Genomic DNA, 22,398 nt, shown 5'->3' on the forward strand with positions numbered 1-22,398 from the left:
CATAAACACCTTCATATCTATGACTATTTAGAACTTATACTCTAAAACTTTAGTCAAATATTCACCAAGGCTATAGTGTTATTTCGATTCTTCATAATTGTGAGCAAATAAGACAAAACTGTTATTTTAAGAAAATGTGTACATATTTTTGCTATCATTGCAAATGATTTCATTTCTTTGATTATTGACGTTATAGACCATATGCAAGAACTCGCTCAATTAGAACCCCTGGCTCGTGACGTACCACAAACCAAACGTGGTCATGAACGATGCCTGGCACTTTTGCTTAGCGCAAATGAGCTATTTCTAGAACGTGGTTATGATGCTGTGTCTTTAGATGATATTGTTAATCATGCGGGTGGCTCCAAAGCATCCATTTATAAATTTTTTGGCAATAAAGAAGGTCTATTCACGGCCATTTGTGATTATCGCCGTGAACAATTTTTTAAAGACATTTGTCTACCCTTTGAACAAGATAAAGATAATTTAAGATCCTACCTGATTAATACGCTGTTTAATTTTCATAATCATTTATTACAACCAGAAAATGCAGCATTTATGCGTTTAGTCCTAGAACGCACCCAACATAATTCAGAGCTTGCTGTATATATTCATGAACAAGGTCCAAAACATATTCAAAATGCTATTGCTTGTGCTTTAGAAAAGGCGCATAACAATGGTCTATTAAAATGTGATCACCCTATTTATTCTGCCCAATTCTATTTTGGTATTTTACGAAATTTAGAATGGCGCATTTTAATGGGTATTCCAATTCAGGAAAATGATCAGGAAACGATCAAATACATCAATTATTGTGTTGATCGATTCTTGGAAGGCCATCAAAAAGTCTAGTTTTTTTGCAATTTCACCTGCTTATAGTATATTAATCGATTCCCTTTTTACTTAACCAACCAACAACTAATTGTTGTTTTGTTTTCTATTCAGCAATTATTGTGGAGTAACCATGGCTCTACGTCACTTTCTGACCTTACGCGATTTATCGACTTTAGAACTTAACCAAATTCTGCAGCGTGCGATTGAACTTAAACGCAAGCAACATAGCAATGAGGTGTTCCAACCTTTCGTCGGTAAAGTTATGGGCATGATTTTTGAAAAATCGAGTACCCGCACACGTGTTTCGTTCGAAGCAGGTATGAGTCAATTCGGTGGCAGTGCAATTTTCCTCTCTTCTCGCGATACTCAACTAGGTCGTGGCGAGCCGATTGAAGATTCTGCACGTGTGATTTCAAGCATGCTTGATATTATTATGATCCGTACTTTTGGTCATGACATCGTAGAACGCTTTGCTTCTTATTCAAAAGTACCTATCATCAATGCCTTGACTGACGATCATCACCCTTGCCAGTTGCTTGCCGACATGCAAACTTATTTAGAACACCGTGGTTCTATTGAAGGCAAAACAGTTGCATGGATTGGTGATGGCAACAATATGTGTAACTCTTATATTGAAGCAGCACATATGTGGGGCTTTAAATTAAAAGTTGCCGCACCTAAAGGTTATGAGCCACACGAGAGATTCTTGTCTGAATTTGCTCACTGTGTAGAACTTGTTGATTCCGCTGAAGATGCTGCTGTGAATGCCGACTTGATCGTGACTGACGTTTGGGCCAGCATGGGCCAAGAAGAAGAGCAAAAAATTCGTGAAAAAGCATTTGCCGATTTTCAGGTCAATGAAAAACTCATGGATTTAGCGCATCCAGATTGCTTGTTCATGCACTGCTTGCCTGCTCACCGTGGTGAAGAAATTTCTGAAAATATGCTGGACCATAAAAATGCTGTGGTTTGGGATGAAGCAGAAAACCGTTTACATGCTCAAAAAGCTTTGGTTGAATTTTTACTGAATGAAAATTTAAAAAAAGACTAATTGATTAGAAAAATCTTAAAATAATTAAGCACCTTCGGGTGCTTTTTTTACACTCAAATGACTATAATAAATCCATAAATCTTATAAGTGATTATAACCATGTCTTTAAAAATAATCGTTTTATGCCTCAGCAGTTTGCTTCTAGCCAACATCGCACAGGCCAAAGCCACAGAACTTGACCAATATTTGCTTAAAAAGAAAATCCTCGATCAAACTTATAAAATTAAAAACACTAAAGCACTGAATGAAATTTTAGATGTGATGAGCGATGAAGATTCACGCACCATGCCCTATCAAGTTGATCAAAACACGGTGATTGAACAATTACGTTTATATGCCGATCATATTGATCTTCAAGGCATCATCACTACACCAGACTTTACTCAGTTTGCTGAAGATATTGGGGATAAAGAAGTAAAATACCTGATTAAACAAAATTTAATTCAAAATTGTCATTTATTCTTTGAGCACGAATTCCAACGTATAAATCCTTACCATGTCGCAATCAAGCTCAGTTCAGATGATAAAAATTATAAAATGAAAATTAAAAACACCGAGTGTCAGTTTTAACCTGCTCATTTGATGCGTTAGCCCTCTAACGTATCAAACCTTGCGGTTGTAAAATAATAATCATCGCACCCAATATCACTACTAATCCACCCAACATATCCCAACGCGTTAAAATCACTTGATCAACATAGCGTAGCCACATTAAAGCAGTAAAAATATAAATTCCGCCATATGCTGCGTAAATTCGCCCCGAAGCTGCCGGATGCAATGTCAGTAACCACACAAATACAGCCAAGCTTATGGCTGTTGGAAGCCACAACCAATGGGATTTTCCTTGATTTAAAATTAAATACGGAAAATAACACCCCAAAATTTCTGCGATTGCTGTGACAAAAAAAAGGCAAAAAGTAGTCATCACCTTGGCAATTTGAATATCCATAAATTTTTTAAGTTACCTGATATCTTTTCTTTGTTTTAGAAAAAGACGGAAATAAAGTTACAATAAAAAAATAACCCGTGCGAACACGGGTTATTTTAGCAATATAGGGATTATGCAGGTTCCGCAGTTTGATCTTCAAATACTTCCAATTTCAAGCCAACCGCTTTACCATCTTCTTTCTTCACAGAGACAGCTACATTACCACCGTGTTCAGCAAGCTCACCAAACAAAATCATCTCAGCAAGCGGTTTCTTCAAATGTTCTTGAATTAATCGTTGCATTGGACGCGCACCCATTAAACGGTCATAGCCATGTTCAGCCATCCATTCACGCGCACTTTGATCTACTTCAAGAACCACTTTCTTATCATCAAGTTGAGCTTGAAGTTCAGTCAGGAATTTATCCACTACGTTTTCAATAACTGTAGTTGGCAATGCATTGAATTGAATCACGCCATCTAGACGGTTACGGAATTCAGGCGAGAATGCTTTCTTCATTGCATCCTTATTGTCATTACTATTGTCTTGTTCCATAAATCCGATACTCGCGCGAGAAATACTTTCCGCACCAATATTGGTTGTTAAAACAAGAATCACGTTACGGAAGTCTGACTTGCGACCATTGTTGTCGGTCAATGCGCCATGATCCATAATTTGCAATAACAAATTAAACACATCTGGATGCGCTTTTTCAATTTCATCCAGTAGCAATACGCAATGTGGACTTTTATGAATCGCATCAGTCAACAAGCCACCCTGGTCAAAACCAACATAGCCCGGAGGTGCACCAATTAAACGTGAAACCGCATGACGTTCCATATATTCAGACATATCGAAACGAACCAATTCCACCCCTAAAAGTTTGGCCAACTGTTTGGTGACTTCAGTTTTACCCACCCCAGTAGGACCTGCAAACACAAAGCTACCTACTGGTTTATCAGGTGATTTCAAGCCTGCACGCGACAATTTAATCGCAGAACCCAAGGCTTCAATTGCATCATCCTGACCGAATACCACGCGTTTCAGATCACGCTCTAGATTACTTAATACCGTTTTGTCATCTTTCGATACGGTTTTCGGTGGAATACGTGCAATTTTAGAGATGATATCTTCAATATTTTCGACCGTAATCAAAGTATCATCTTGCTCTGCTTTCAAACGGCGCTGTGCACCCGCTTCATCAATCACATCAATGGCTTTATCCGGCAGGAAGCGATCATTAATAAATTTAGATGACAGCTCCACTGCTGCAACCAAAGATTTATCCTCATATTGAACATGATGAAAATCTTCAAATTTAGATTTTAAGCCACGTAAAATATCAATCGTTTCAGAAATAGAGGGTTCATTGACATCAATTTTTTGGAAGCGACGTGATAAAGCATGATCTTTTTCAAAAACCTGGCGATACTCCTGAAAAGTCGTTGAACCGATGCAACGTAATGAACCATTCGACAAGGCAGGTTTAATCAGGTTTGATGCATCCATAGTGCTACCCATACTGGAGCCTGCACCAATGATCATGTGAATTTCATCAATAAACAGAATTGCTTCTGGTTTCTTCTTCAACGCATTCAACAATTGTTTCAAGCGTTTTTCAAAGTCACCACGATATTTGGTTCCTGCAACCAGTGCACCAATATCCAAGCTATATACTTCTGCGTTGGCCAATGGTTTAGGTGCTTTACCATTTACAATCAGCCAAGCCAAACCTTCAGCAATCGAGGTTTTACCTACACCTGGGTCACCCACAAGCAAAGGATTATTTTTACGACGGCGACATAAAATTTGCGCAGCACGTTCAATTTCTTTTTCACGCCCAATTAAAGGATCTGTTTTCCCCTTTTGAGCTTCGGCGTTCAAATTAGTAGTATATAAATCGAGTGGTCCTGCATTTGAGGAACTCGAGGTTTCACCATCCAACTCTTCAACTTCTTCTTCGGCTTGCACTTCTTCTTTACGCGTACCGTGAGATAAGTATTGAGTTAAAGTTAAACGGTTAATTTGATGACGTTTAAGCAAGTAAACCGCAAAAGAATCACGTTCAGAGTACATTGCAACAAGAATATCTGCACCTTCAACAGTTCGATCACCACCGCTGGATTGCACATGGAAAATCGCACGTTGCAGAATACGATCAAAACTTTCAGTCGGATGTGGCGCCTGATCACTATGTTCGCCTAGTTTAGGGGTGTGTTGTTCGACGTATTCTTCTAGTTCTTTACGCAGAACGATAATGTCCGCCCCACACGCTTTAAGCGCATTTACAGCAGAGTCATTATCCAGTAGAGCCAACAATAAATGTTCAACCGTGAGAAACTCATGTCTCTTTTGACGAGCCATGCTTACAGCCAAACGTAAAGATACTTCTAATTGACGACTGAGCATGTAATCCCCTTAATCTTTTGGCTCAATCTGACAAAGCAATGGATGACCTTGTGACCGAGCGTAATTATTGACCTGGTTCGCTTTCGTTTCCGCAATGTCTCGTGGATAAACGCCTGCAACACCTTTCCCTTCATAATGTACAGTTAGCATTACTTGAGTCGCTTGGTCAAGATTCAAAGCAAAGTATTGTTGTAAAATTTCAATTACAAAGTCCATTGGGGTGTAATCGTCATTCATTAAAACAACAGCATACATGGGTGGACGTTTTAGTTCAGGTGGCGCAGTCTGTACCGCGATCTCACCCTCAGATTCGTCTTGCGAGTCATTACCTAAGCGTGGACTAATATGCCAGTCGACATATCCGGATTGATGAAAAGAACTTTTGATGGCATTTAAACAATTTTGACGCTTATTGATTCGCATAGGATTTAAAATTCACATTTATTGTGCATTTGCTTCTGCTTGAGGAATTTCAGAAATAAATGCAGATTGACTCTCAATCGGTTTACCACGGCCCCAACTAAAACGTTTAATCACCGGAGTACTTGTTCCACCTGTTAAACGGACTTCAATGAATTGTGGCGTAAAACCTTTAGGCATGGTCCAGCGGCCCGTTAAACGTTCATAATCTTGAAAATTAAAGTTCTTGTCTTCCATTGGAACAATCAGAACTTCTGTGTCCTGAATTAAGCGCAGTTCCACCGTTCCAGAGATACTACGTTTATTCGGGCTGACTTGTACCAGATCCAGCTCATATTCATAAGCATTGTCCGGTAAAGGTTTAATCCCGATATTCTGAATCGTCAAGCTTAGCCCACCCCGTTGCCCCAACACTTCACGGTAAATAGAACTCAAACCCTCAGCCTGAGCTTTATCTTCACGAGCCTGATTCAGAGCAGCAAATAAGTCATTTGAATTACTCACGGCAACATCACGCTCTTGCACAGCCAGATTCAAATTTTTATTCAGTGTTTCCAGACTACTCTTTTGCTTTTGCACAACTTCAACCAGCTGTTCAGCATCAGCTTCAAAACCTACAGCAGTCAGACCTTGCCGATGCCCAACTGAATAGCCCAGTAGGCCACTACCTGCAATCAGAATTGCAGCGCCAATAGCTAAAGGTAAATTCCCCTTAACAAAAGGCTTTTTACTGAGTGGTGTCTGTTGTGACTGAGTATTTGATTCAGTGTTCGGCATCGTCATCTCTTATTTTGATTCATTCAAAACACACATTTAAATCCAAATCCAAATGTGTGTGAAGCTGAAAAACGTTTTTTATGGTAATAAACCAATACCTGTCAGACCTGCATTTTCAGCAAAATCAAATATCAAGTTCATATTTTGCACGGCTTGACCTGCGGCGCCTTTCACCAAATTGTCTTGTACAGATAAAACAACCAGTTTTTTCGGCTGTGGCTTGTACAATGCAATACGAAGCTGGTTTGCACCACGCACAGAACGTGTTTCAGGTGAGCTGTTTGCTGGCATCACATCAACAAATTGTTCATTGGCATAGAATTGTTCATATAAGCTTTGTAGGTCTGCTGCGTCCCCTGCGTCGGTCAAGTCAACATAAATAGTACTGAGCATGCCACGAATCATGGGAACCAAATGCGGTACAAAGAGAATATGATCAAACACACCTTTTTGACCCGAGATATTTTCCAGTGCTTCTACAATTTCAGGATGGTGACGGTGACCCGCAACGCCATAAGCCTTAAAGTTGTCAGCATTTTCAGAATAAATCATGCCGAGGCTTGCTTTACGGCCTGCGCCAGAAACCCCTGATTTTGCATCAATAATAATGCTTTCAGGTTTTACTAAAGCTTCTGCTTGCTTAAATAATGGCGCAAGACCCAGTTGTACCGTAGTTGGATAGCAACCCGGGTTACCAATCACATTGGCCTGTCTAATCTTGTCACGATTTAATTCTGATAAACCGTAAACTGAATCTTTTAAAATATCCGGGCAGGCATGTTCAAGACCATACCATTTTTCAAATTGTTCTAAGTCTTGTAAACGGAAATCTGCTGCCAAATCGATGACTTTAGTATTCGCTGCAACCAGTTCTGCCGCGTGTTTCATTGCCACACCATGAGGGGTAGCAAAGAACACCACATTACATTTTTTTAGTTCATCAATGTTTAAATCTGAATATTCAAGATCGGTATGACCGCGTAAGCTTGGGAACATGTCATCTACACGGCGACCTTTTTCGGTACGTGATGTCAGTACATTGACTTGCACATTTGGGTGTCGTAGTAAAAGACGCAACAATTCAACGCCTGTATAACCTGTACCACCGACAATACCAACAGTAATCACGATCACTACCTCAAATTTAAAGTGTTCATTTCGTAACTGCGTAGTATGACAGGAAGTTTTGGTTTTCTAAACTGTTTTGGATAGCTGATTAAAGTTTTTAACCTTAAAACCCAATATACGTATTTATATCGCACTTATGAATATACATCACAACAATTGATATAGATCATTTATAAATCGCTCCGTATTTTCTATATACGCTTCCGAAAAAGGAAGTAAATCAAGTTTACTCTCACCAACTGAAATCTTTCTATCTTTTGTAATTTTAAAATCGGACCGCTTTCATAACTTTTCCCAGACCTTAAAAAAGCCCAGTTCATTAATGAAGAGGGCTTGTATTAAATATGATGAGTTGAGCTTTTGGGATATTATTTAACGGCTAGATTTTCTAAATCTTTAATACTCATTAATTTATAGCCATCTTCCGTCGGATCACCATCTTCAATATTATTGGTGCACAAGATTCCTTCTACCACACAAAGATGAGTTACTGTTTCATCCCAGCTATCATTATTTAATGTAAATTCAGGATCTTCTTTCCATACATCCTTGCCCGTTTCTTCATCCCACTCAGGCCATTCTTCTCTCTCCCAGTCCCATCCAAGCTTAAAGCAGGCCTGTTGAGCTTTATCCCAAGTCTCTTTGTCTGGTGTTTCAATACAAATTTCCAATTCAATCTCCACAGTGAATTTGGCAACCTGCCAGTTCACATAATTATGATCACTGCATTGTACTGGGCCGATAACTAAAAAGAATAGACTCTTTCATAAATCATTTTTTATTAAGTTCCACATTATAAATTCCAGCAAATAAATTGAATTTTAATCCTGATTTTTACCTCTATGCCAGACAGTATTTTAAAAGTTAAGATTTAACTTTATATTTATATACCTAACACAACTCATTAAATTTAATAATTAAAATATTATTCTATGATGAATACCACCAATATGGCATCGGACTACTTTTTAATAACTTCCGATGCTGTTGAAAATTCTCATCATGTTTTTGAACTTCTGCCCAAAAATACGGGCTATGATCAAAATGTTTGGTATGTGCCAATTCATGTACACATACATAACGGGCGATATGCTTCGGAAATAATACCAAACTACTATTCAACATAATGTCATGTTTGGAAGTACAACTTCCCCACCGCGTTTTAGGCTGACGAATTGCACATTTCCCAAAACTTAAACTAATTTCATGACTCACTTCCTCCAAGTAAAGAGGAAGATGCTGCTTTGCATAAGCAATCACAAAAGCTTTTAGATATTGTTCGGGCTGACAATCGCTGATTAAAAGTCGAATTTTTACTTTGTCAAAAATGAATGACTGTTTTTGGGTTTGATAAACGATTTGTAAAGGCTGATCTAAATTAAAAAGCTTTAATTCTGTGGGTAAAGTCTGTTGCTGTATATTCTGTGTTTGTTGTTGCCAGGTCTTTAGCAACCACTCTTCGGCTTGATCAATAAAATTTTGAATTTTTCGTTTGCTACAAAGTACCGGTACAGTTAAACGAATTTGAGTCGAGTCAACACGTAAGCGTAAACATTTCGCTCGCGCATGACGGACAATTTTGATTTCTGGTAATTCGTTTAGCGTCATTTTTCTTTTATTCTTAGAATCCTCCCCAACCCTCCTTTTTCAAAGGAGGGAGAAAACCGTACTTTTATAAAGTTAGGACTTGGAAGTCCCCCTGAGCTAATTTTAAAGCAGTGCTTTAAAATGAAACACAAGAAAAGGAGGATTTTTAGGGGGGATTATTTAAATTAAATCGCAGTACGTTCTTCAATACCGTTATTAGTTGCAACAATGGCAACATCCGCTTTGTTAATCGCGAAGATACCGTTACACACTACACCCGGAATATTATTAAGGATTTTTTCAAGTTCAAGCGCATTCAAGATATTGAAGTTATGCACATCTAAAATCACGTTACCGTTATCAGTGATTACGCCTTCACGATAAACTGGATCCCCACCCAGACTCACAATTTTACGTGCTACCGCTGAACGCGCCATTGGAATTACTTCTACAGGCAGCGGGAAATCATGACCCAACTGTTCTACCCATTTAGAGTCATCTACGATACAAACGAATTTTTTCGCAATTGAAGCAACAATTTTTTCACGAGTCAGCGCAGCACCGCCACCTTTAATCATGTGCATATGACGATCAATTTCATCTGCACCATCTACATAGGCATCCAAACCGCCTACAGAGTTCATATCCACCACTTCAATGCCTAATTTTTTAAGGCGCTGTGCAGTCGCTTCAGAACTTGCAACCGCAGCTTCCAGTTGCAATTCCGGCAATAATTCAATGAGGAAGTTCACAGTACTTCCTGTACCTACACCCAAAATCCCGCCTTTTGGCAAGTGCTTTAAAGCCGCTTTTGCAGCAGCTTGTTTCTTTTCATCTTGGGTCGCATACAGACTCATAACTTGGCTCAACTATTTTTTGACATTTGTTGCTGATTAAACAGCCCAAATGTACAGGGGTTTGTTACAATAAACGCCTATTTTAAACTGTTAGATGGAAAATTAACATGCTGTCTCGTTTGGTTCGACAAATATTACAAGCAACGGTATATGACGTTGCAATCGAAACTCCACTCGAAGCAGCGCCACGAATTAGTGAAAAGCTAAACAATAACATTCGCTTTAAACGTGAAGATTTACAACCTGTCTTTTCCTTTAAACTACGCGGTGCCTATAACCGTATTAGTCAATTACCGAAATCTCAGTTGGAACGTGGCGTGATTACGGCTTCAGCAGGTAACCATGCGCAAGGTGTGGCTCTATCTGGTCAAAAACTGGGAATTCGCGCCATTATTGTGATGCCAAAAACCACGCCCGACATTAAGGTCCAAGCAGTAAAACGTCTTGGTGGTGAAGTCGTGTTACACGGCGATTCTTTTGATGTTGCCAATAAATATGCCATTCAGTGTGCGCAAGATGAAGGCATGACTTTTATTCCCCCTTATGACGATGAACTGGTCATGGCAGGTCAAGGCACCATTGCCAACGAAATTTTGCGTCAATGGCGTGATGTTGAATATGTATTCGTCGCCGTTGGTGGTGGCGGTTTAATCGCTGGTGTTGCTGCTTACCTGGGTGATGTTGCTCCACACGTCAAAGTCATTCCTGTGGAATATGATGAATCTGCTTGCCTAAAAGCAGCCTTTGAAGCCAACGAACGTGTGATTCTGCCATCTGTAGGTTTATTTGCGGACGGTACTGCGGTCGCTCAAATTGGGGAAAAACCATTCGATGTGATTCGCCTGCAAAAATCGGATAACTCGGGTCCAATTGTTGAACGTGATGTGGTTTTGGTCAACACTGATGAAATCTGTGCAGCCATTAAAGACACTTATGATGAATGTCGTAGTATTGTTGAACCTTCTGGAGCCATGGCACTTGCGGGAATCAAGAAATATGTGGCTGAACATGGCTTAGAAAATAAAAATATGGTGTCAATCGTTTGTGGTGCCAACATGAACTTTGACCGCCTGCGTTATATTGCTGAACGTACTGAACTGGGTGAACGCAAAGAAGCCATTTTTGCAGTCACCATTCCGGAAGAAAAAGGCTCATTCCTGAATTTCTGCCGCGCCCTTCAAGGCCGTAATATCACTGAATTTAACTACCGTGCCAGCACTTCCAGCGCTGCTCAAGTATTTGTCGGCATCAGCTTAAAAGGCGGCGAAAAGGAACGTCACGATATTTATGACATCTTGGCAATACAATATGATGTTGATGACTTGTCTGATGATGAAGTGGCAAAACTGCATATTCGTTATCTGGTTGGTGGACATGCGGATATTGAAAATGAACGCTTATTCCGTGTCGAGTTTCCAGAACGTCCCGGTGCATTACTGACTTTCTTGGAACGCCTTGGTCCAACTCACAATATTACCCTGTTCCACTACCGTAACCACGGCGCTGCTGAAGGTCGAGTACTGGTTGGCTTAGAGGCAAGCGACGCGAAACAAAATCCCGACGGTTTAATTGAAACATTGGAAAGTATCACTTATCCATATGCAGAAATTACCAATAACCTGGGTTATCAACGTTTCTTAAAATAAGTTATTAAAAACGACATTAAAAAGAGCCATGCATTGGCTCTTTTTTTTAATCGAAGATTTTTAAGTCGATCTTAAACAGTCCAGTTTTATATAGTGTTCTATACAAATCCCTTCATCTTTAAATTGCTTCGAGAAAGACTTACATAATTTATGAATTTTGACATCCTGATCAGGCACTGCCATCCAATAAGCGGTTTCCGCATAAATAATTAACAATTCAAAATTTTGTGACTTGAGTAAGGCATAAATTTCTTCAAAAACAATATCAAAAGCCTGTGCATTCACATTGTAGTACTTCCCAATGACCTGTTTATGCTGCTCATAATGCTGATATAAAGGCATAGTTCTTTTACGAATTTTTTGCTGTGTTAAACCAATATCAATATTCATGTGCTGCAAAACAGCACATCGCTCCAAACCATTGTCATGAGGGTTTTCAGCATCAACAGACATCAAATAAGTTTGAAAATGCTTACCCACTTTTTCAGCTGGCATCCACATCAGAAATTGCTGAAAGCTATGTCGGTTTTTCTTCTTGGGGATTTCCTTCAGTTCCAGCACCGGAAACCATTCCTGCAAAAGCTTGAAAATCTTTTTATCATCCATTTTCATCACTATAAAAATAGAATTATAGGGATAAATTATATTCCGATTTTTTGAACATTTTATGACGTTATTCGTTCAGCCGATCACTCTCTGAAACAATTAAAATAGCAAAATAAATTCAATCATTTATAAAATCATGCGTGTGGATATGTAGTTACAGAATAAGACCAGCTTAAAAATAAACCTTTGTAATATATAATTTTGTAAGCCGGATAGCTGAATGAATATTAAAATTATAAAATGAAGTCACATTTACCTACATTTTATCAAGCAAAAGCCCATAAAAACGGATAAGGAATATTTGCATGGCACTATTTGCAGTCATCGGTTTAGGTAGTTTTGGTGCCACCGTTGCAACCCAACTGGTGAGCTTAAATCACGATGTGATTGGTATCGACAACAATAAAAAGTATGTGGAAAGCATTTCAGATGAAATTACTCATGCTGTTATTGCCGATGCAACCGACGAACATGTTCTTAGAGAACTGAATATTCAAAACTGTGAAGCCGTTGTGGTTGCGATTGGTGAAGACATTGAAGCCAGTATTTTATGTGTCTTGCATCTGAAAAACATGGGCATGAACAAGATTTGGGCCAAGGCGAAATCCAAAGCCCATCACATGATTCTGACCCATCTTGGCGTGAATAAAATCATTCATCCAGAAGAAGATATGGGTACCCGTATTGCCCAGTCTTTAAGTTACCCGATGGTCAGTCGTTATATGGGGTTAGAAGACAATCACTTCATCGTTAAAATCGAAATTAAGGCAAATCAAAAGGGTGAACGCTTTCATCATCTTATGGATCATGCCTCAGAGATTAAAACGCTTCTGCATAAACGTGGCAAGGAAATTTTATATAGTATTGATCCTAATTTAATTCTGCAAGAAGGTGATATCTTAGTGGTTGAAGGTGAACTTGAACCACTACGAAAACTGTCTGCCCGGTTTAAATAAAATATGAATCAGCCGCAAAATATAAACCATAATACCGTCAATCTGAGTCCTCCCAGCTTACTTGCCTTAGGGTTCTTAAGTTTTATATTTGCCGGTACCTTATTGCTCAAACTTCCCATTTCACATCATGGGGAATTAAGCTGGCTCAATGCCCTGTTTACTTCCACCTCTGCTGTAACTATTACCGGACTTTCTGTAGTCAATGTGGGAGAGGCCTATACCACTTTTGGCCAAGTGGTGATTATGCTTTTGCTGCAGATTGGCGGCTTGGGTTTTATGACTTTTGCCATCCTTGCCGCACTCAGCCTGTCTTCCAATATCAAATTAAAACAGCAAGTCATGGCACAGGAAACGATTGGTCAAACCAGTCTGGCCAAAGTCTCTTTCACTATTAAGGGTGTGCTTTTATATTCCTTATTTTTTGAAGCTGTCGGTACGGTTATTCTGACCATTGCCTGGATGCAGGAATATGATTTTCCACGTGCTTTTTTTTATGCTGCTTTTTATAGTGTTTCTGCCTTTAATAACGGTGGCTTTTCCCTTTTTCCCAATAGCCTGATGAGTTTTGCAGACCATTACCTGATTACCTTTACCATCAGTATGCTCTACATTATTGGTGGAATTGGCTTTGTAGTGCTCATGGATATTAAACGTGCCCATCGCTGGAAAAAATTAAGCACCAATAGCAAACTAATCCTCTCCACCATTGCAGGATTAAACTTGACTGCGTTTATCGTGCTGTGGGCATTGGAAGCCAATAATCCGCTGACACTGTCCGGCATGAGCCTAGGTGATCAGGCATTAAATGCCTGGTTCCATGCCACTGTTCCGCGCTCCTCGGGTTTCAACAGTTTAGACATGTCCAGTATGACCGATGCTTCTACTCTAGTGACCATGATATTGATGTTTATTGGTGGAGGTTCTTTAAGTACGGCAGGTGGCATTAAAGTCGGCACTTTTATTATTGTGGTTTTAAGTGTGATTACTTTTTTACGGCGCTCGGAAGAATTAAGGGTATTTAATCACTCTGTTTCAAAAGTGACTTCATTTAAGGCGTTTGCAGTACTTTCTATTACATCGATCTTGATATTTTTAGGACTATTTACGCTTCTGATTTTAGAGCCGACCAAGAATTTTTTGGATTTACTTTTTGAGGCCGTTTCAGCCGCATGTACAGTTGGCTTATCCCGTGGCATCACCAGTGAGCTTCAACCTGCAAGCTTGCTTGCTTTAATTTTACTCATGTTCGCAGGTCGTTTAGGACCGTTGACTTTGGCTTACCTGATTGCTACCCCAAAGAAGAGTCGCTTAAAGCACCCGCCGGCAGATATTCAAATTGGTTAATTACTCTTAATTTTCGATATAAAAAAACCACTCAAGCGAGTGGTTTTTCTATAATGTCTTGATAAATTTTAGTACCAATTCATTAATGACACACCTAAACCGACATAAGTCGCACGATGGTTATAATCAATCAGACTTTCACCATAGCCATCAAACAACTGGAAATGACCACGCAACTTACCACTAATCGGGAATGCCCAATCGAACTGGGCAGCACCATGGGCATTATCACCGCCTTTGAGCGAGTGACGCAGCATGAGTGAAAAATCATGATCATTCCAGCGATAAAATGCGGTTAAATCACCACGACCCATATAGTTTTTAATATCAGGATTGTTATCATCTTTGGCATTTTCTTCAATGCGATACCAAGGACGTACCATGAGTGCAAAGTTGTCGCGCTCAAAACCAAGATTCAGCATCACACGGTTCCAACTACGAGATAAAGGATCTGCACGACCATTCGATTGATGGTTAAATGTCAAACCGAGTAAGCGTGCGTTTAAACCCAATAGTTCATAATTGGTACGAAAAATCAGACTAGCTTCAGGTTCATAATTGGTTTCACGGAAAGGACGTGAGGTATCAGCATTATAGACTTGCCAACGAGATGACTGAGTATAACCAAACCAGATGTCACCATTATCACCAAACAGGTTTTCGACCGCTTTGGTTTTTAATGACAACTGAAATTTCGCTTCCATCGATTTTAAATTTTGGTCATCACCTACCTGTACCGTATTATTTTCATTGGGACTGGAAGGACGTTCATTTTTGTCAGAAGTCCAAAATCCCGGCATCAGGTAAACCGGTTGATGCGCACGAATGTTCCAGGTTCCAAGCTTACTGTCTGGAGATAATTCCCAACGCTTATCCAGTAAAGATCGATTGGGATCAATTTTCGGACCTTCAACAGAAAATACGCTACTTACGCCCTGACTGATTTTTTCTTTAATCGTTTCAGGTTCAGTCGGTTTAGGTGCCAGTTCAATTGCCGCTTGACGCTCAGAAAGCAGTGGGGTTTTTTCTGCCTCAGGTATCTTAAACAGCGTATCGTAACAAGCCAACCGATCTGCATTGGATTCCAAAGCTACACAGGCTTCAGGACTGGCCGGTGTAATTAAAGATCCTGGATTTACCGCATTTACATTCGTCACATACAATGAACTGAGCATAAGCATGCTCAGTTGCAAAGTAGTGCGTTCAAGTTTTTTGAACGCCATAGGGTGTTACCTCAGTTTATTCTTTTAGTTTGCTTGTTTGATCTCAAAACCAAGTTCAAGCAACGTGTCACGCTTAGCCACTGGTGCAACCACTGCTCTTACGGGTTTTTGCTGAACCAGATATTGTTCTGCAACACGTTTTAAATCATCCAAAGTCACTGCAAGCAAACGTGCACGCAATTGTTTTCGAACTGCCGGCGTACGTGCATGCAATAAAGCATAACAAGCACTAATGGCTTCACCCGCAGGAGAACCGGGTTTATCCATGCTCGCAACCAATCCTAAAATTGCCTCTTCAAGCTGATGCGGTAGATGCTCGGTATTCAACAACCAGTCAATACTTGCTTCAAAGTCTTTAAACGTTTCTGCCAAACGTGGATCACGATAACTATAAAAACGGAACGAACAGGCATTGCCGTCATAGCTGGCGCCACCACCGTAAGCACCCCCTTTTTCACGGATCGCACTATGCAAGAAGCCATTACGCAAATATGCAGCCAACACCATTAAAGGTGCTGCATCCGGATGGGATACCTCTACAGCAGGATAAGCGGAGGCACAGAATTGAACATTGGCCTGAATTAACCATGCTTCGTCTTTATTGCTATTTTCTGTGAAAACTGTCGTTAATTCTACCGGTGTTTGATCAACCGCCAACTTGTCCCAAACGTCTTGAATTTCTTCAATCAAACGATCTGACTGATGTTCTTCACACACCAACAAGAATTGCTTCGGTGCTTGTAAAAGTACACGATGAATGGCTTTCAATTCCGCAATTAAAGCATCATAGGCAGCTTCATCATTTTCAATTTTAGTCACCAGCTCAGTTAACCAGTTCAGCGCACCCAAACCGGTATTTTGATAATCACGTTGTGCCAAGGCGCTGCAATTACGTGATGCAATTTGCATGGCATAGCTATGACCAGAACCTGAAATACGTGATTGCCAACGTGTTTTACGTTGCTGCAACAATTCAATAATGCGGTCTTTTTCATCAAAACGCAGTTGTTCAAATGCCAATTTTAATATGCGGATCGCTTCAAAATTATTCACCAATGATTTAGTCGTCAACGTTAACCATGCGCTGATTTTGTTTTTATCATCGACTTTTGAACGTAAAGATGCACCCATCCCCACACCACCGCTGACTGCGGTTTGTAGTTGCTGAAGCTCAAGATAATCGTACTCGCCTGCACCGACTTCACCCAACAAAACAGACAGCAAGTTGAAATATGGTGATTGCACCACTTCATTCGGAATTTTAACCGTCACTTGTTGATAGTAAATACCATTCGTACCTGCATGGTACAGATTCAAAGGTGTATCGTGATTATTACTGATAATTTCGCGTAATTGACCCTGCACAATATGCAGATCAGCAGGCACATCTTCCAGCCCTACTTTTGGCAACAAGTTCATATCGTCTGGCGTATCTTGACGGACTTTTAAGGCTTCAGTTTGCTGAATGATTTCCGCTTTTTGCTCATCAGTCAGTTTGGCACCAATTTCAGCTAGACGTGCTTTTTCTGCTTCAGCTTCTTTCGCAGATTTCGTTGCATCTGGCACTAAAGTCATTTGCACACGATGGGTATTATCCAGCAAATGTTCTTGAATTAGGTTCGACAACCACATTGGGTTTTTGAGTTCTTCTTTGACTTGCTCAATTGCAGTATCTACATCCCAAACATGAATCGGGTCACTATGATGAATGACACTGCCTAAACCGTTTAAAATCAGGCTTAGACCATAGGGCATACCATCACCATTGATCTCACGCTGATGCAATTCAATCTGATGCAAAATGGCATCGACCATTGCAGAATCAACGGGTTTAGAGGCAACATCTTGCAGAATTTTGAATACCCCCTCTTTAAATTCTTGCGCATGCTCAGGATTTGAACCCTGCACGCCACAGAAGAAAGTGATTTCAAAATTTGAATCATCTACACCCATAATTGGACCGGTAGATTGTGCATAATCACAGGTTTCCAGGTAATGACGTAATGGCGAAGCAGAATCTTCAAGCAAAATCCCTTCAACCAAACGCATACCCAAGCGCAATTTAATATCGCTTGCTTCAGGCAATAGCCATGAAATCACATGATAGGTTTTATCTTTTAAGTCTTCTGCATCTAAGGCATAAGTTTCTGTCACTTCAACCGGTGCAGTCAAACGTATTTCAGGCGTTGAACGCAGCGTTTGGCCTTTCTCAAATTTAGACAAGGCTAAGGTTTCAAATTGTTCTTGTAAATGATAGGCAGATTCATTACCAAAAGTCATAAACACCGCATTACTTGGATGATAATGTGACTTATAGAAATCAACTAACTCTGGGTAAGTTAAGTCTGGAATATCTTTCGGATCACCACCTGAATTGTAATGATAAGTGGTTTTCGGGAATAAATGATGTGCCAGTTGATGATACAGCTGATCTGAAGGAGAACTCATCGCCCCTTTCATTTCATTAAACACTACGCCTTTATAGACGGGTTCACCATTTTCCAGCTCAATACGAATACCTTCTTGAGCAAAATCCAGTTCATTTAAATTCGCAGCAAAAGCAGCATCTAAATACACTTCCAGCAAGTTTTGAAAGTCTTTTTTGTTCTGCGTTGCGAAAGGATAAGCTGTCCAGTCTGCTGAGGTAAATGCGTTCATAAAGGTGTTGAGTGAACGACGAATCATCAGGAAGAATGGGTCACGAACAGGGAATTTTTCAGAACCACATAATACGGTATGTTCTAAAATGTGCGCCTCACCCTTTGAATCCATGGGTTGAGTACGGAACGCCACCAGAAAGACATTTTCATCAAGGTCACTTGCAAGATGATAATGCGTTGCACCTGTCACTTTATGTTTATATTCAGACACAAAAACGTCTAAGGCCTCAACATGGTGTTGACGTATCAACTGAAACGCAGGGTGAACAGTTTGAGTAATGGTTTCAGTGACATCTACAGTCATGTGATCTCCTAATGTATACATATTTATCAGATGTTGTGATTATACCTGAATCTTGAACGATATGGATTCGCACCGTTACGAATTTCCCAGCATTTCAGTCTGGTTTCAACGTCCTTATTTTTAATCAAAATCAGCGCTATTTTCAATGCAAAAAAAAATAGCAACCGAGTGCTATTTTTTTAAATCAGATCTAAAACCATTTTTATGTCTTTAAAACCGGTTTTGAAGTGACTTTATGGCTTAAATAAATACACAATAAAATTGCGATCAATATCAAAGCTGGAGCGGTGAAGCGGCTTAAATCCAGACCACTGCACCCAACGGACGGGTTAGAACAAATGCACTCCAAAATAACACAGTCCGCGACACATGCGTAAAAAGGTAAAGTGCCAAAATCAATAAAATCAAACCCACAAAAAGTATAATACCGCCGCTATACCTCAGTCCCCTAAAGCCGTACCCAGAGTTTGGGAAAAAGTAATGGTGATCCAATAGAAAATTTCTGCCCGTGGATAATTCACTGTATGCGGTGAAATACTGCCTTCAACTTTATACCAACTCAATAAAGACAAGCAGACCAAACCCAGCAATAGACTACTTTTACTGACATAACCAATCCCCAAAGACCGATCGATAAAATCTGCCAATGTTGTGCCCACGGTAGTACTGGCAATAATGGTAAACCAGTATAGATACGGTCGATAAAATTTAGCACTGATTTGAAAAAATAGCAGGGCTGTAAATAATGCCGCGAAAATAAAGGTACTGATTAGATATCCCAAATTTAAAGACATCGATACTGCATCCCCCCTGTTTCACCGAAGGTTGTGGCAAAAATTTTAGTGCTCCAGAAAAGTGCAGTGATTTGAGGAACTTTAGAAATGTGAGCTTTAATATTTTGTTGTTGCTTCATCAGTCTGACTCATTAAAGGTCTTTGCTGATATTTTTAAGCAATGTACTTAATTCAACATTAAAATATAGAGGGTTTTTTATAGCATCTACCGAAGCAATTAAAAACTCATCCGTGAAATTTAAAAGTGATTGTAATCATAATGCTGATAAGCAAACTTACACTCCTCAGCATCATAACCAGATGTGATAAAACTAAAGTAGATATTTGAAATAGCTATAATTCGGATGATTTTCAACAAAAACATAATTTTGTTTCTGATAAAAATTTGCTGCAGATTTTGTGTCTATACTTAGACAAAGTGCAGAAAAATTTGCACGGGCATTTTTTTCCAGATGTTGTAAAAGCTGTTTACCCACACCATGCTTACGGTATTTCGGCAATACGTAAAAACGACGTACCCGACCAATACGGGTATCAATTTCGTTTTCATTCCACTGCTGATTTAAACCGCCACAGGCGATCAGTTTCTCATCATCATAAACAAAAAGAAGAAATTCGCCGGGCTGATCAAACCTGTTTTTTCCACTTTCATATTCTTCAATCAATTGATCAACCAACTGCAATCCTTCTTTATGAGCTTGCTTGGCTAATTCTGTGATTTGTGCAGGTAATTGTTCAGCTTTAGCAATCGTGATATTCATCTAATCTTCCTAATCCTTGCCTATTGTGCATTTTGTACGAATAAATCAGTCATATATTGAATTTTATTCATCAATCTACAGCAATCATAAGCATTGGTGTAAACTTAGTGCTTTAATTTGAAATGTGAATGAAAGACATGGCAACTGTTGATCTTTTTGCAATTGGTAATGCATTAATCGACCAAGAATTTAAAGTCTCTGACGATTTCCTTATTCAACAAAATTTGCAAAAAGGCACTATGCAGTTGACTGATGGTGAAACACAAGCAAATTTATATAATAATTTAAAAGAAACGCAAGTATATAAAGGTCAAGCATCAGGTGGATCTGCTGCAAATACCACCTTTGCCTTTAGTGCTTTAGGAAGTAAAGCCTTTTATGGATGCCGTGTCGGTAATGATGAACTCGGTCGCATTTACCTAAAAGGTTTAAATGAAGCGGGTATTCACACCACTGAAAAGTCAGTGAGTGAAGGTGTAACAGGTACTTGTATGGTTCTGGTGAGCCCTGACTCGGAACGCACCATGCACACTTTTTTAGGTATTACTGCAGAACTTAGCGCAGAACAAATCAATTTTGAACCCTTAAAAACTGCAAAATGGCTATATATTGAAGGTTATTTATCGACCAGCGATACTGCACGCCAAGCGGTTAAACACGCGCGTGAAATTGCAAAAGCACATGGTGTAAAAATTGCACTTACACTTTCCGATCCAGCAATGGTGCAATATGCACGTCAAGGTTTGGATGAATTGCTTGATGATGGTGTAGATTTATTGCTTTGTAATTATCATGAAGCCTTAATGTATACAGAAACTGATTCCATTGAAGCTGCCTTGGCTAAATTACAGCAAAAGAGTAAATACACTGTCATTACATTATCTGCAGAAGGCGCTTTAATTTCCGATTCAGAGCAAACCCTTAAAGTTCCAGGTCGTGCGGTTACAGCGGTTGATGCCAATGGTGCCGGTGATGCCTTTGCAGGTGCTTTCCTGTATGCATTAAACGCAGGTTTAAGCCTTAAAGTTGCTGCTGAATTGGCCATCCTGATTTCAAGTGAGGTGGTTTCACAATTTGGGCCGCGCCTAAGTGTTGAAAATTATGCGGAATTATTAAACAACTTCCAAAAGGAATGTGCATAATGATTAAAATTGCCATGACGGAAGATATTCCTGAACGTGAAGCACGTTCTTATGAAACGTCGACTGGTGATACCATTTTCATTACCCAGCGTGATGGTTCATTTTATGCTTACCAGAATCTCTGCCCGCACTTACAGGTTGAACTGGAGTTTCTAGAAAACCAGTTTTTAGACCGCGATCAGGAATTTATTGAATGTTCCACTCATGGTGCACTGTTTCTGGTTGAAACGGGTGAATGTATTTCCGGGCCTTGCCAAGGACAATCACTTGAAAAAGTAGCAATCAATGTGCATTCTGATGGTGGAATTTACCTAAACGAAGAATAAATAGAATACAGCCTATTGGAATCTTGCCATGCTTGAGTTTTTACAGAACCATGACTTAATCCCGTTTCATTTAAGTTTATTTGCCTTAGTTTTACTCAGCATGGCAGAAACCATTGGCTATTATTTTAATATTCGTCCTACTCAATATCTAAAGAAACTGTCTCCAAAAAAGCTCTCTGAATCTCCCTTGCTGAATGTTAATTTTTCCAAAACACTGATTGTGGTGTTCTTACTGATGAACTTCAGTTTTTCAGGCTATTTTCTTCAACTTTGTGTGTATACCCAGCAACAGGAATTTCTACCCGCTTTTTACTTAGTAATCCCTGCGCTCATCATTGCGATTTTCTTCACTGTGTTTATGATTCATTGTCTTGATCAAGTCATCAAGCCGACATTTACCAGACAACAAGTCAGTCTGCTTGGGCGCCTGGCAACCATATCAAGTGGCAATGCCCGCCCTGGCTTTTCTGCACAAGCACGGGTTAGAGATAGCTTTGGTCAACTGCATTATGTTCAAGTCGAGCCAGAATTTGGTGAACTCGAATTTCAATCGCAAATTATTTTAATTCGATTAAAAAAGTCACACTATATTGCTAAAAAAATATCTAAATCCAATTCCCTTTTTACCATGGGAAATCACCATTAA

General features: G+C 39.6%; 21 protein-coding genes and 1 pseudogene. 9 read left to right on the top strand and 13 right to left on the bottom strand.

The window, feature by feature from the left end; translation table 11 throughout:
* Nucleotides 1-201 precede the first annotated feature (201 nt).
* The 3 genes from ACP69Y_RS04885 to ACP69Y_RS04895 all read left to right on the top strand — a co-directional run bounded on the left by ACP69Y_RS04885 (nt 202) and on the right by ACP69Y_RS04895 (nt 2,455).
* Nucleotides 202-852 carry a TetR/AcrR family transcriptional regulator gene (locus ACP69Y_RS04885; RefSeq protein WP_425916658.1) on the top strand — a complete coding sequence of 217 codons (651 nt, stop codon included), beginning with the start codon at nt 202-204 and terminating at the stop codon, nt 850-852.
* A 112-nt stretch (nt 853-964) separates the two neighbouring features.
* On the top strand, nt 965-1,885 hold the full coding sequence (argF, locus tag ACP69Y_RS04890; RefSeq protein ID WP_425916660.1) for an ornithine carbamoyltransferase: 921 nt from the start codon (nt 965-967) through the stop codon (nt 1,883-1,885).
* A 99-nt stretch (nt 1,886-1,984) separates the two neighbouring features.
* Complete coding sequence (locus ACP69Y_RS04895) at nt 1,985-2,455, top strand: hypothetical protein (protein WP_425916662.1); 471 nt, start codon at nt 1,985-1,987, stop codon at nt 2,453-2,455.
* A 25-nt stretch (nt 2,456-2,480) separates the two neighbouring features.
* On the opposite strand, the gene ACP69Y_RS04900 is transcribed toward ACP69Y_RS04895, so the two are convergent.
* The 8 genes from ACP69Y_RS04900 to rpiA all read right to left on the bottom strand — a co-directional run bounded on the left by ACP69Y_RS04900 (nt 2,481) and on the right by rpiA (nt 9,990).
* Nucleotides 2,481-2,834, bottom strand: a complete 354-nt coding sequence (locus ACP69Y_RS04900) for a YnfA family protein (RefSeq protein ID WP_425916664.1) — start codon at nt 2,832-2,834, stop codon at nt 2,481-2,483.
* A 110-nt stretch (nt 2,835-2,944) separates the two neighbouring features.
* Nucleotides 2,945-5,221 (bottom strand): ATP-dependent Clp protease ATP-binding subunit ClpA, encoded by a 2,277-nt coding sequence (gene clpA, locus ACP69Y_RS04905; protein WP_425916666.1) that lies wholly within the window; start codon nt 5,219-5,221, stop codon nt 2,945-2,947.
* Nucleotides 5,222-5,230: 9 nt separating this feature from the next.
* Nucleotides 5,231-5,644: an ATP-dependent Clp protease adapter ClpS gene (clpS, locus tag ACP69Y_RS04910; protein WP_425916667.1), complete on the bottom strand. Its 414-nt coding sequence runs from the start codon at nt 5,642-5,644 to the stop codon at nt 5,231-5,233.
* Between the two features lie 18 nt (nt 5,645-5,662).
* Nucleotides 5,663-6,418, bottom strand: a complete 756-nt coding sequence (locus ACP69Y_RS04915; protein ID WP_425916668.1) for a DUF6776 family protein — start codon at nt 6,416-6,418, stop codon at nt 5,663-5,665.
* A gap of 78 nt (nt 6,419-6,496) precedes the next feature.
* Nucleotides 6,497-7,552, bottom strand: coding sequence for an N-acetyl-gamma-glutamyl-phosphate reductase (argC, locus tag ACP69Y_RS04920; RefSeq protein ID WP_425916670.1), 1,056 nt, complete (start codon nt 7,550-7,552; stop codon nt 6,497-6,499).
* A gap of 362 nt (nt 7,553-7,914) precedes the next feature.
* The gene (locus tag ACP69Y_RS04925; RefSeq protein WP_425916672.1) at nt 7,915-8,256 is read right to left on the bottom strand and encodes a hypothetical protein; all 342 of its coding nucleotides are present in this window, start codon (nt 8,254-8,256) and stop codon (nt 7,915-7,917) included.
* 220 nt (nt 8,257-8,476) lie between these two features.
* Nucleotides 8,477-9,154 (bottom strand): M48 family metallopeptidase, encoded by a 678-nt coding sequence (locus ACP69Y_RS04930; RefSeq protein WP_425916674.1) that lies wholly within the window; start codon nt 9,152-9,154, stop codon nt 8,477-8,479.
* Nucleotides 9,155-9,318: 164 nt separating this feature from the next.
* Nucleotides 9,319-9,990, bottom strand: coding sequence for a ribose-5-phosphate isomerase RpiA (rpiA, locus tag ACP69Y_RS04935; protein WP_425916676.1), 672 nt, complete (start codon nt 9,988-9,990; stop codon nt 9,319-9,321).
* A 107-nt stretch (nt 9,991-10,097) separates the two neighbouring features.
* On the opposite strand from rpiA, the gene ilvA reads away from it, so the two are divergent.
* Nucleotides 10,098-11,636, top strand: coding sequence for a threonine ammonia-lyase, biosynthetic (gene ilvA / locus ACP69Y_RS04940; RefSeq protein WP_425916678.1), 1,539 nt, complete (start codon nt 10,098-10,100; stop codon nt 11,634-11,636).
* Between the two features lie 60 nt (nt 11,637-11,696).
* Here ilvA and ACP69Y_RS04945 read toward each other — a convergent pair whose 3' ends face one another.
* Nucleotides 11,697-12,242, bottom strand: a complete 546-nt coding sequence (locus ACP69Y_RS04945; RefSeq protein WP_425916680.1) for a hypothetical protein — start codon at nt 12,240-12,242, stop codon at nt 11,697-11,699.
* Nucleotides 12,243-12,547: 305 nt separating this feature from the next.
* On the opposite strand from ACP69Y_RS04945, the gene ACP69Y_RS04950 reads away from it, so the two are divergent.
* Complete coding sequence (locus ACP69Y_RS04950) at nt 12,548-13,198, top strand: potassium channel family protein (RefSeq protein WP_425916682.1); 651 nt, start codon at nt 12,548-12,550, stop codon at nt 13,196-13,198.
* Between the two features lie 3 nt (nt 13,199-13,201).
* Nucleotides 13,202-14,542: a TrkH family potassium uptake protein gene (locus ACP69Y_RS04955; RefSeq protein ID WP_425916684.1), complete on the top strand. Its 1,341-nt coding sequence runs from the start codon at nt 13,202-13,204 to the stop codon at nt 14,540-14,542.
* A gap of 68 nt (nt 14,543-14,610) precedes the next feature.
* Here the strand turns inward: ACP69Y_RS04955 and ACP69Y_RS04960 are convergent, their stop codons facing one another.
* The 4 genes and pseudogenes from ACP69Y_RS04960 to ACP69Y_RS04975 all read right to left on the bottom strand — a co-directional run bounded on the left by ACP69Y_RS04960 (nt 14,611) and on the right by ACP69Y_RS04975 (nt 20,284).
* Complete coding sequence (locus ACP69Y_RS04960; protein WP_425916686.1) at nt 14,611-15,765, bottom strand: phospholipase A; 1,155 nt, start codon at nt 15,763-15,765, stop codon at nt 14,611-14,613.
* A 24-nt stretch (nt 15,766-15,789) separates the two neighbouring features.
* On the bottom strand, nt 15,790-18,729 hold the full coding sequence (locus ACP69Y_RS04965; RefSeq protein WP_425916688.1) for an insulinase family protein: 2,940 nt from the start codon (nt 18,727-18,729) through the stop codon (nt 15,790-15,792).
* 202 nt (nt 18,730-18,931) lie between these two features.
* Nucleotides 18,932-19,642 (bottom strand): annotated as a pseudogene (locus ACP69Y_RS04970) (hypothetical protein).
* A gap of 192 nt (nt 19,643-19,834) precedes the next feature.
* On the bottom strand, nt 19,835-20,284 hold the full coding sequence (locus ACP69Y_RS04975) for a GNAT family N-acetyltransferase (RefSeq protein ID WP_425916690.1): 450 nt from the start codon (nt 20,282-20,284) through the stop codon (nt 19,835-19,837).
* Nucleotides 20,285-20,421: 137 nt separating this feature from the next.
* Here ACP69Y_RS04975 and ACP69Y_RS04980 point away from each other — a divergent pair, with 137 nt between their 5' ends.
* The 3 genes from ACP69Y_RS04980 to ACP69Y_RS04990 are packed head-to-tail and all read left to right on the top strand — an operon-like array spanning nt 20,422 to nt 22,398.
* Nucleotides 20,422-21,426, top strand: a complete 1,005-nt coding sequence (locus tag ACP69Y_RS04980; RefSeq protein ID WP_425916936.1) for an adenosine kinase — start codon at nt 20,422-20,424, stop codon at nt 21,424-21,426.
* A 14-nt stretch (nt 21,427-21,440) separates the two neighbouring features.
* A complete protein-coding gene (locus ACP69Y_RS04985; RefSeq protein ID WP_425916938.1) occupies nt 21,441-21,752 on the top strand; it encodes a Rieske (2Fe-2S) protein in 312 nt (103 codons plus the stop codon).
* A gap of 28 nt (nt 21,753-21,780) precedes the next feature.
* On the top strand, nt 21,781-22,398 hold the full coding sequence (locus tag ACP69Y_RS04990; RefSeq protein ID WP_425916692.1) for an OB-fold-containig protein: 618 nt from the start codon (nt 21,781-21,783) through the stop codon (nt 22,396-22,398).

The sequence above is a fragment of the Acinetobacter sp. TSRC1-2 genome (genome assembly GCF_049895885.1).
GTDB lineage: Bacteria > Pseudomonadota > Gammaproteobacteria > Pseudomonadales > Moraxellaceae > Acinetobacter.

Excerpts from the sequence above, each read along its gene's own strand:
- ACP69Y_RS04980 (WP_425916936.1), top strand. The coding sequence starts at position 20,422 with ATGGCAACTGTTGATCTTTTTGCAATTGGTAATGCATTAATCGACCAA.
- clpA (WP_425916666.1), bottom strand. The coding sequence starts at position 5,221 with ATGCTCAGTCGTCAATTAGAAGTATCTTTACGTTTGGCTGTAAGCATG.
- ACP69Y_RS04990 (WP_425916692.1), top strand. The coding sequence starts at position 21,781 with ATGCTTGAGTTTTTACAGAACCATGACTTAATCCCGTTTCATTTAAGT.
- ilvA (WP_425916678.1), top strand. The coding sequence starts at position 10,098 with ATGCTGTCTCGTTTGGTTCGACAAATATTACAAGCAACGGTATATGAC.
- ACP69Y_RS04955 (WP_425916684.1), top strand. The coding sequence starts at position 13,202 with ATGAATCAGCCGCAAAATATAAACCATAATACCGTCAATCTGAGTCCT.
- ACP69Y_RS04930 (WP_425916674.1), bottom strand. The coding sequence starts at position 9,154 with ATGACGCTAAACGAATTACCAGAAATCAAAATTGTCCGTCATGCGCGA.
- ACP69Y_RS04900 (WP_425916664.1), bottom strand. The coding sequence starts at position 2,834 with ATGGATATTCAAATTGCCAAGGTGATGACTACTTTTTGCCTTTTTTTT.
- ACP69Y_RS04985 (WP_425916938.1), top strand. The coding sequence starts at position 21,441 with ATGACGGAAGATATTCCTGAACGTGAAGCACGTTCTTATGAAACGTCG.
- ACP69Y_RS04950 (WP_425916682.1), top strand. The coding sequence starts at position 12,548 with ATGGCACTATTTGCAGTCATCGGTTTAGGTAGTTTTGGTGCCACCGTT.
- ACP69Y_RS04965 (WP_425916688.1), bottom strand. The coding sequence starts at position 18,729 with ATGACTGTAGATGTCACTGAAACCATTACTCAAACTGTTCACCCTGCG.
- ACP69Y_RS04960 (WP_425916686.1), bottom strand. The coding sequence starts at position 15,765 with ATGGCGTTCAAAAAACTTGAACGCACTACTTTGCAACTGAGCATGCTT.
- ACP69Y_RS04885 (WP_425916658.1), top strand. The coding sequence starts at position 202 with ATGCAAGAACTCGCTCAATTAGAACCCCTGGCTCGTGACGTACCACAA.
- ACP69Y_RS04915 (WP_425916668.1), bottom strand. The coding sequence starts at position 6,418 with ATGCCGAACACTGAATCAAATACTCAGTCACAACAGACACCACTCAGT.
- argF (WP_425916660.1), top strand. The coding sequence starts at position 965 with ATGGCTCTACGTCACTTTCTGACCTTACGCGATTTATCGACTTTAGAA.
- rpiA (WP_425916676.1), bottom strand. The coding sequence starts at position 9,990 with ATGAGTCTGTATGCGACCCAAGATGAAAAGAAACAAGCTGCTGCAAAA.
- ACP69Y_RS04975 (WP_425916690.1), bottom strand. The coding sequence starts at position 20,284 with ATGAATATCACGATTGCTAAAGCTGAACAATTACCTGCACAAATCACA.
- clpS (WP_425916667.1), bottom strand. The coding sequence starts at position 5,644 with ATGCGAATCAATAAGCGTCAAAATTGTTTAAATGCCATCAAAAGTTCT.
- ACP69Y_RS04945 (WP_425916680.1), bottom strand. The coding sequence starts at position 12,242 with ATGGATGATAAAAAGATTTTCAAGCTTTTGCAGGAATGGTTTCCGGTG.
- ACP69Y_RS04895 (WP_425916662.1), top strand. The coding sequence starts at position 1,985 with ATGTCTTTAAAAATAATCGTTTTATGCCTCAGCAGTTTGCTTCTAGCC.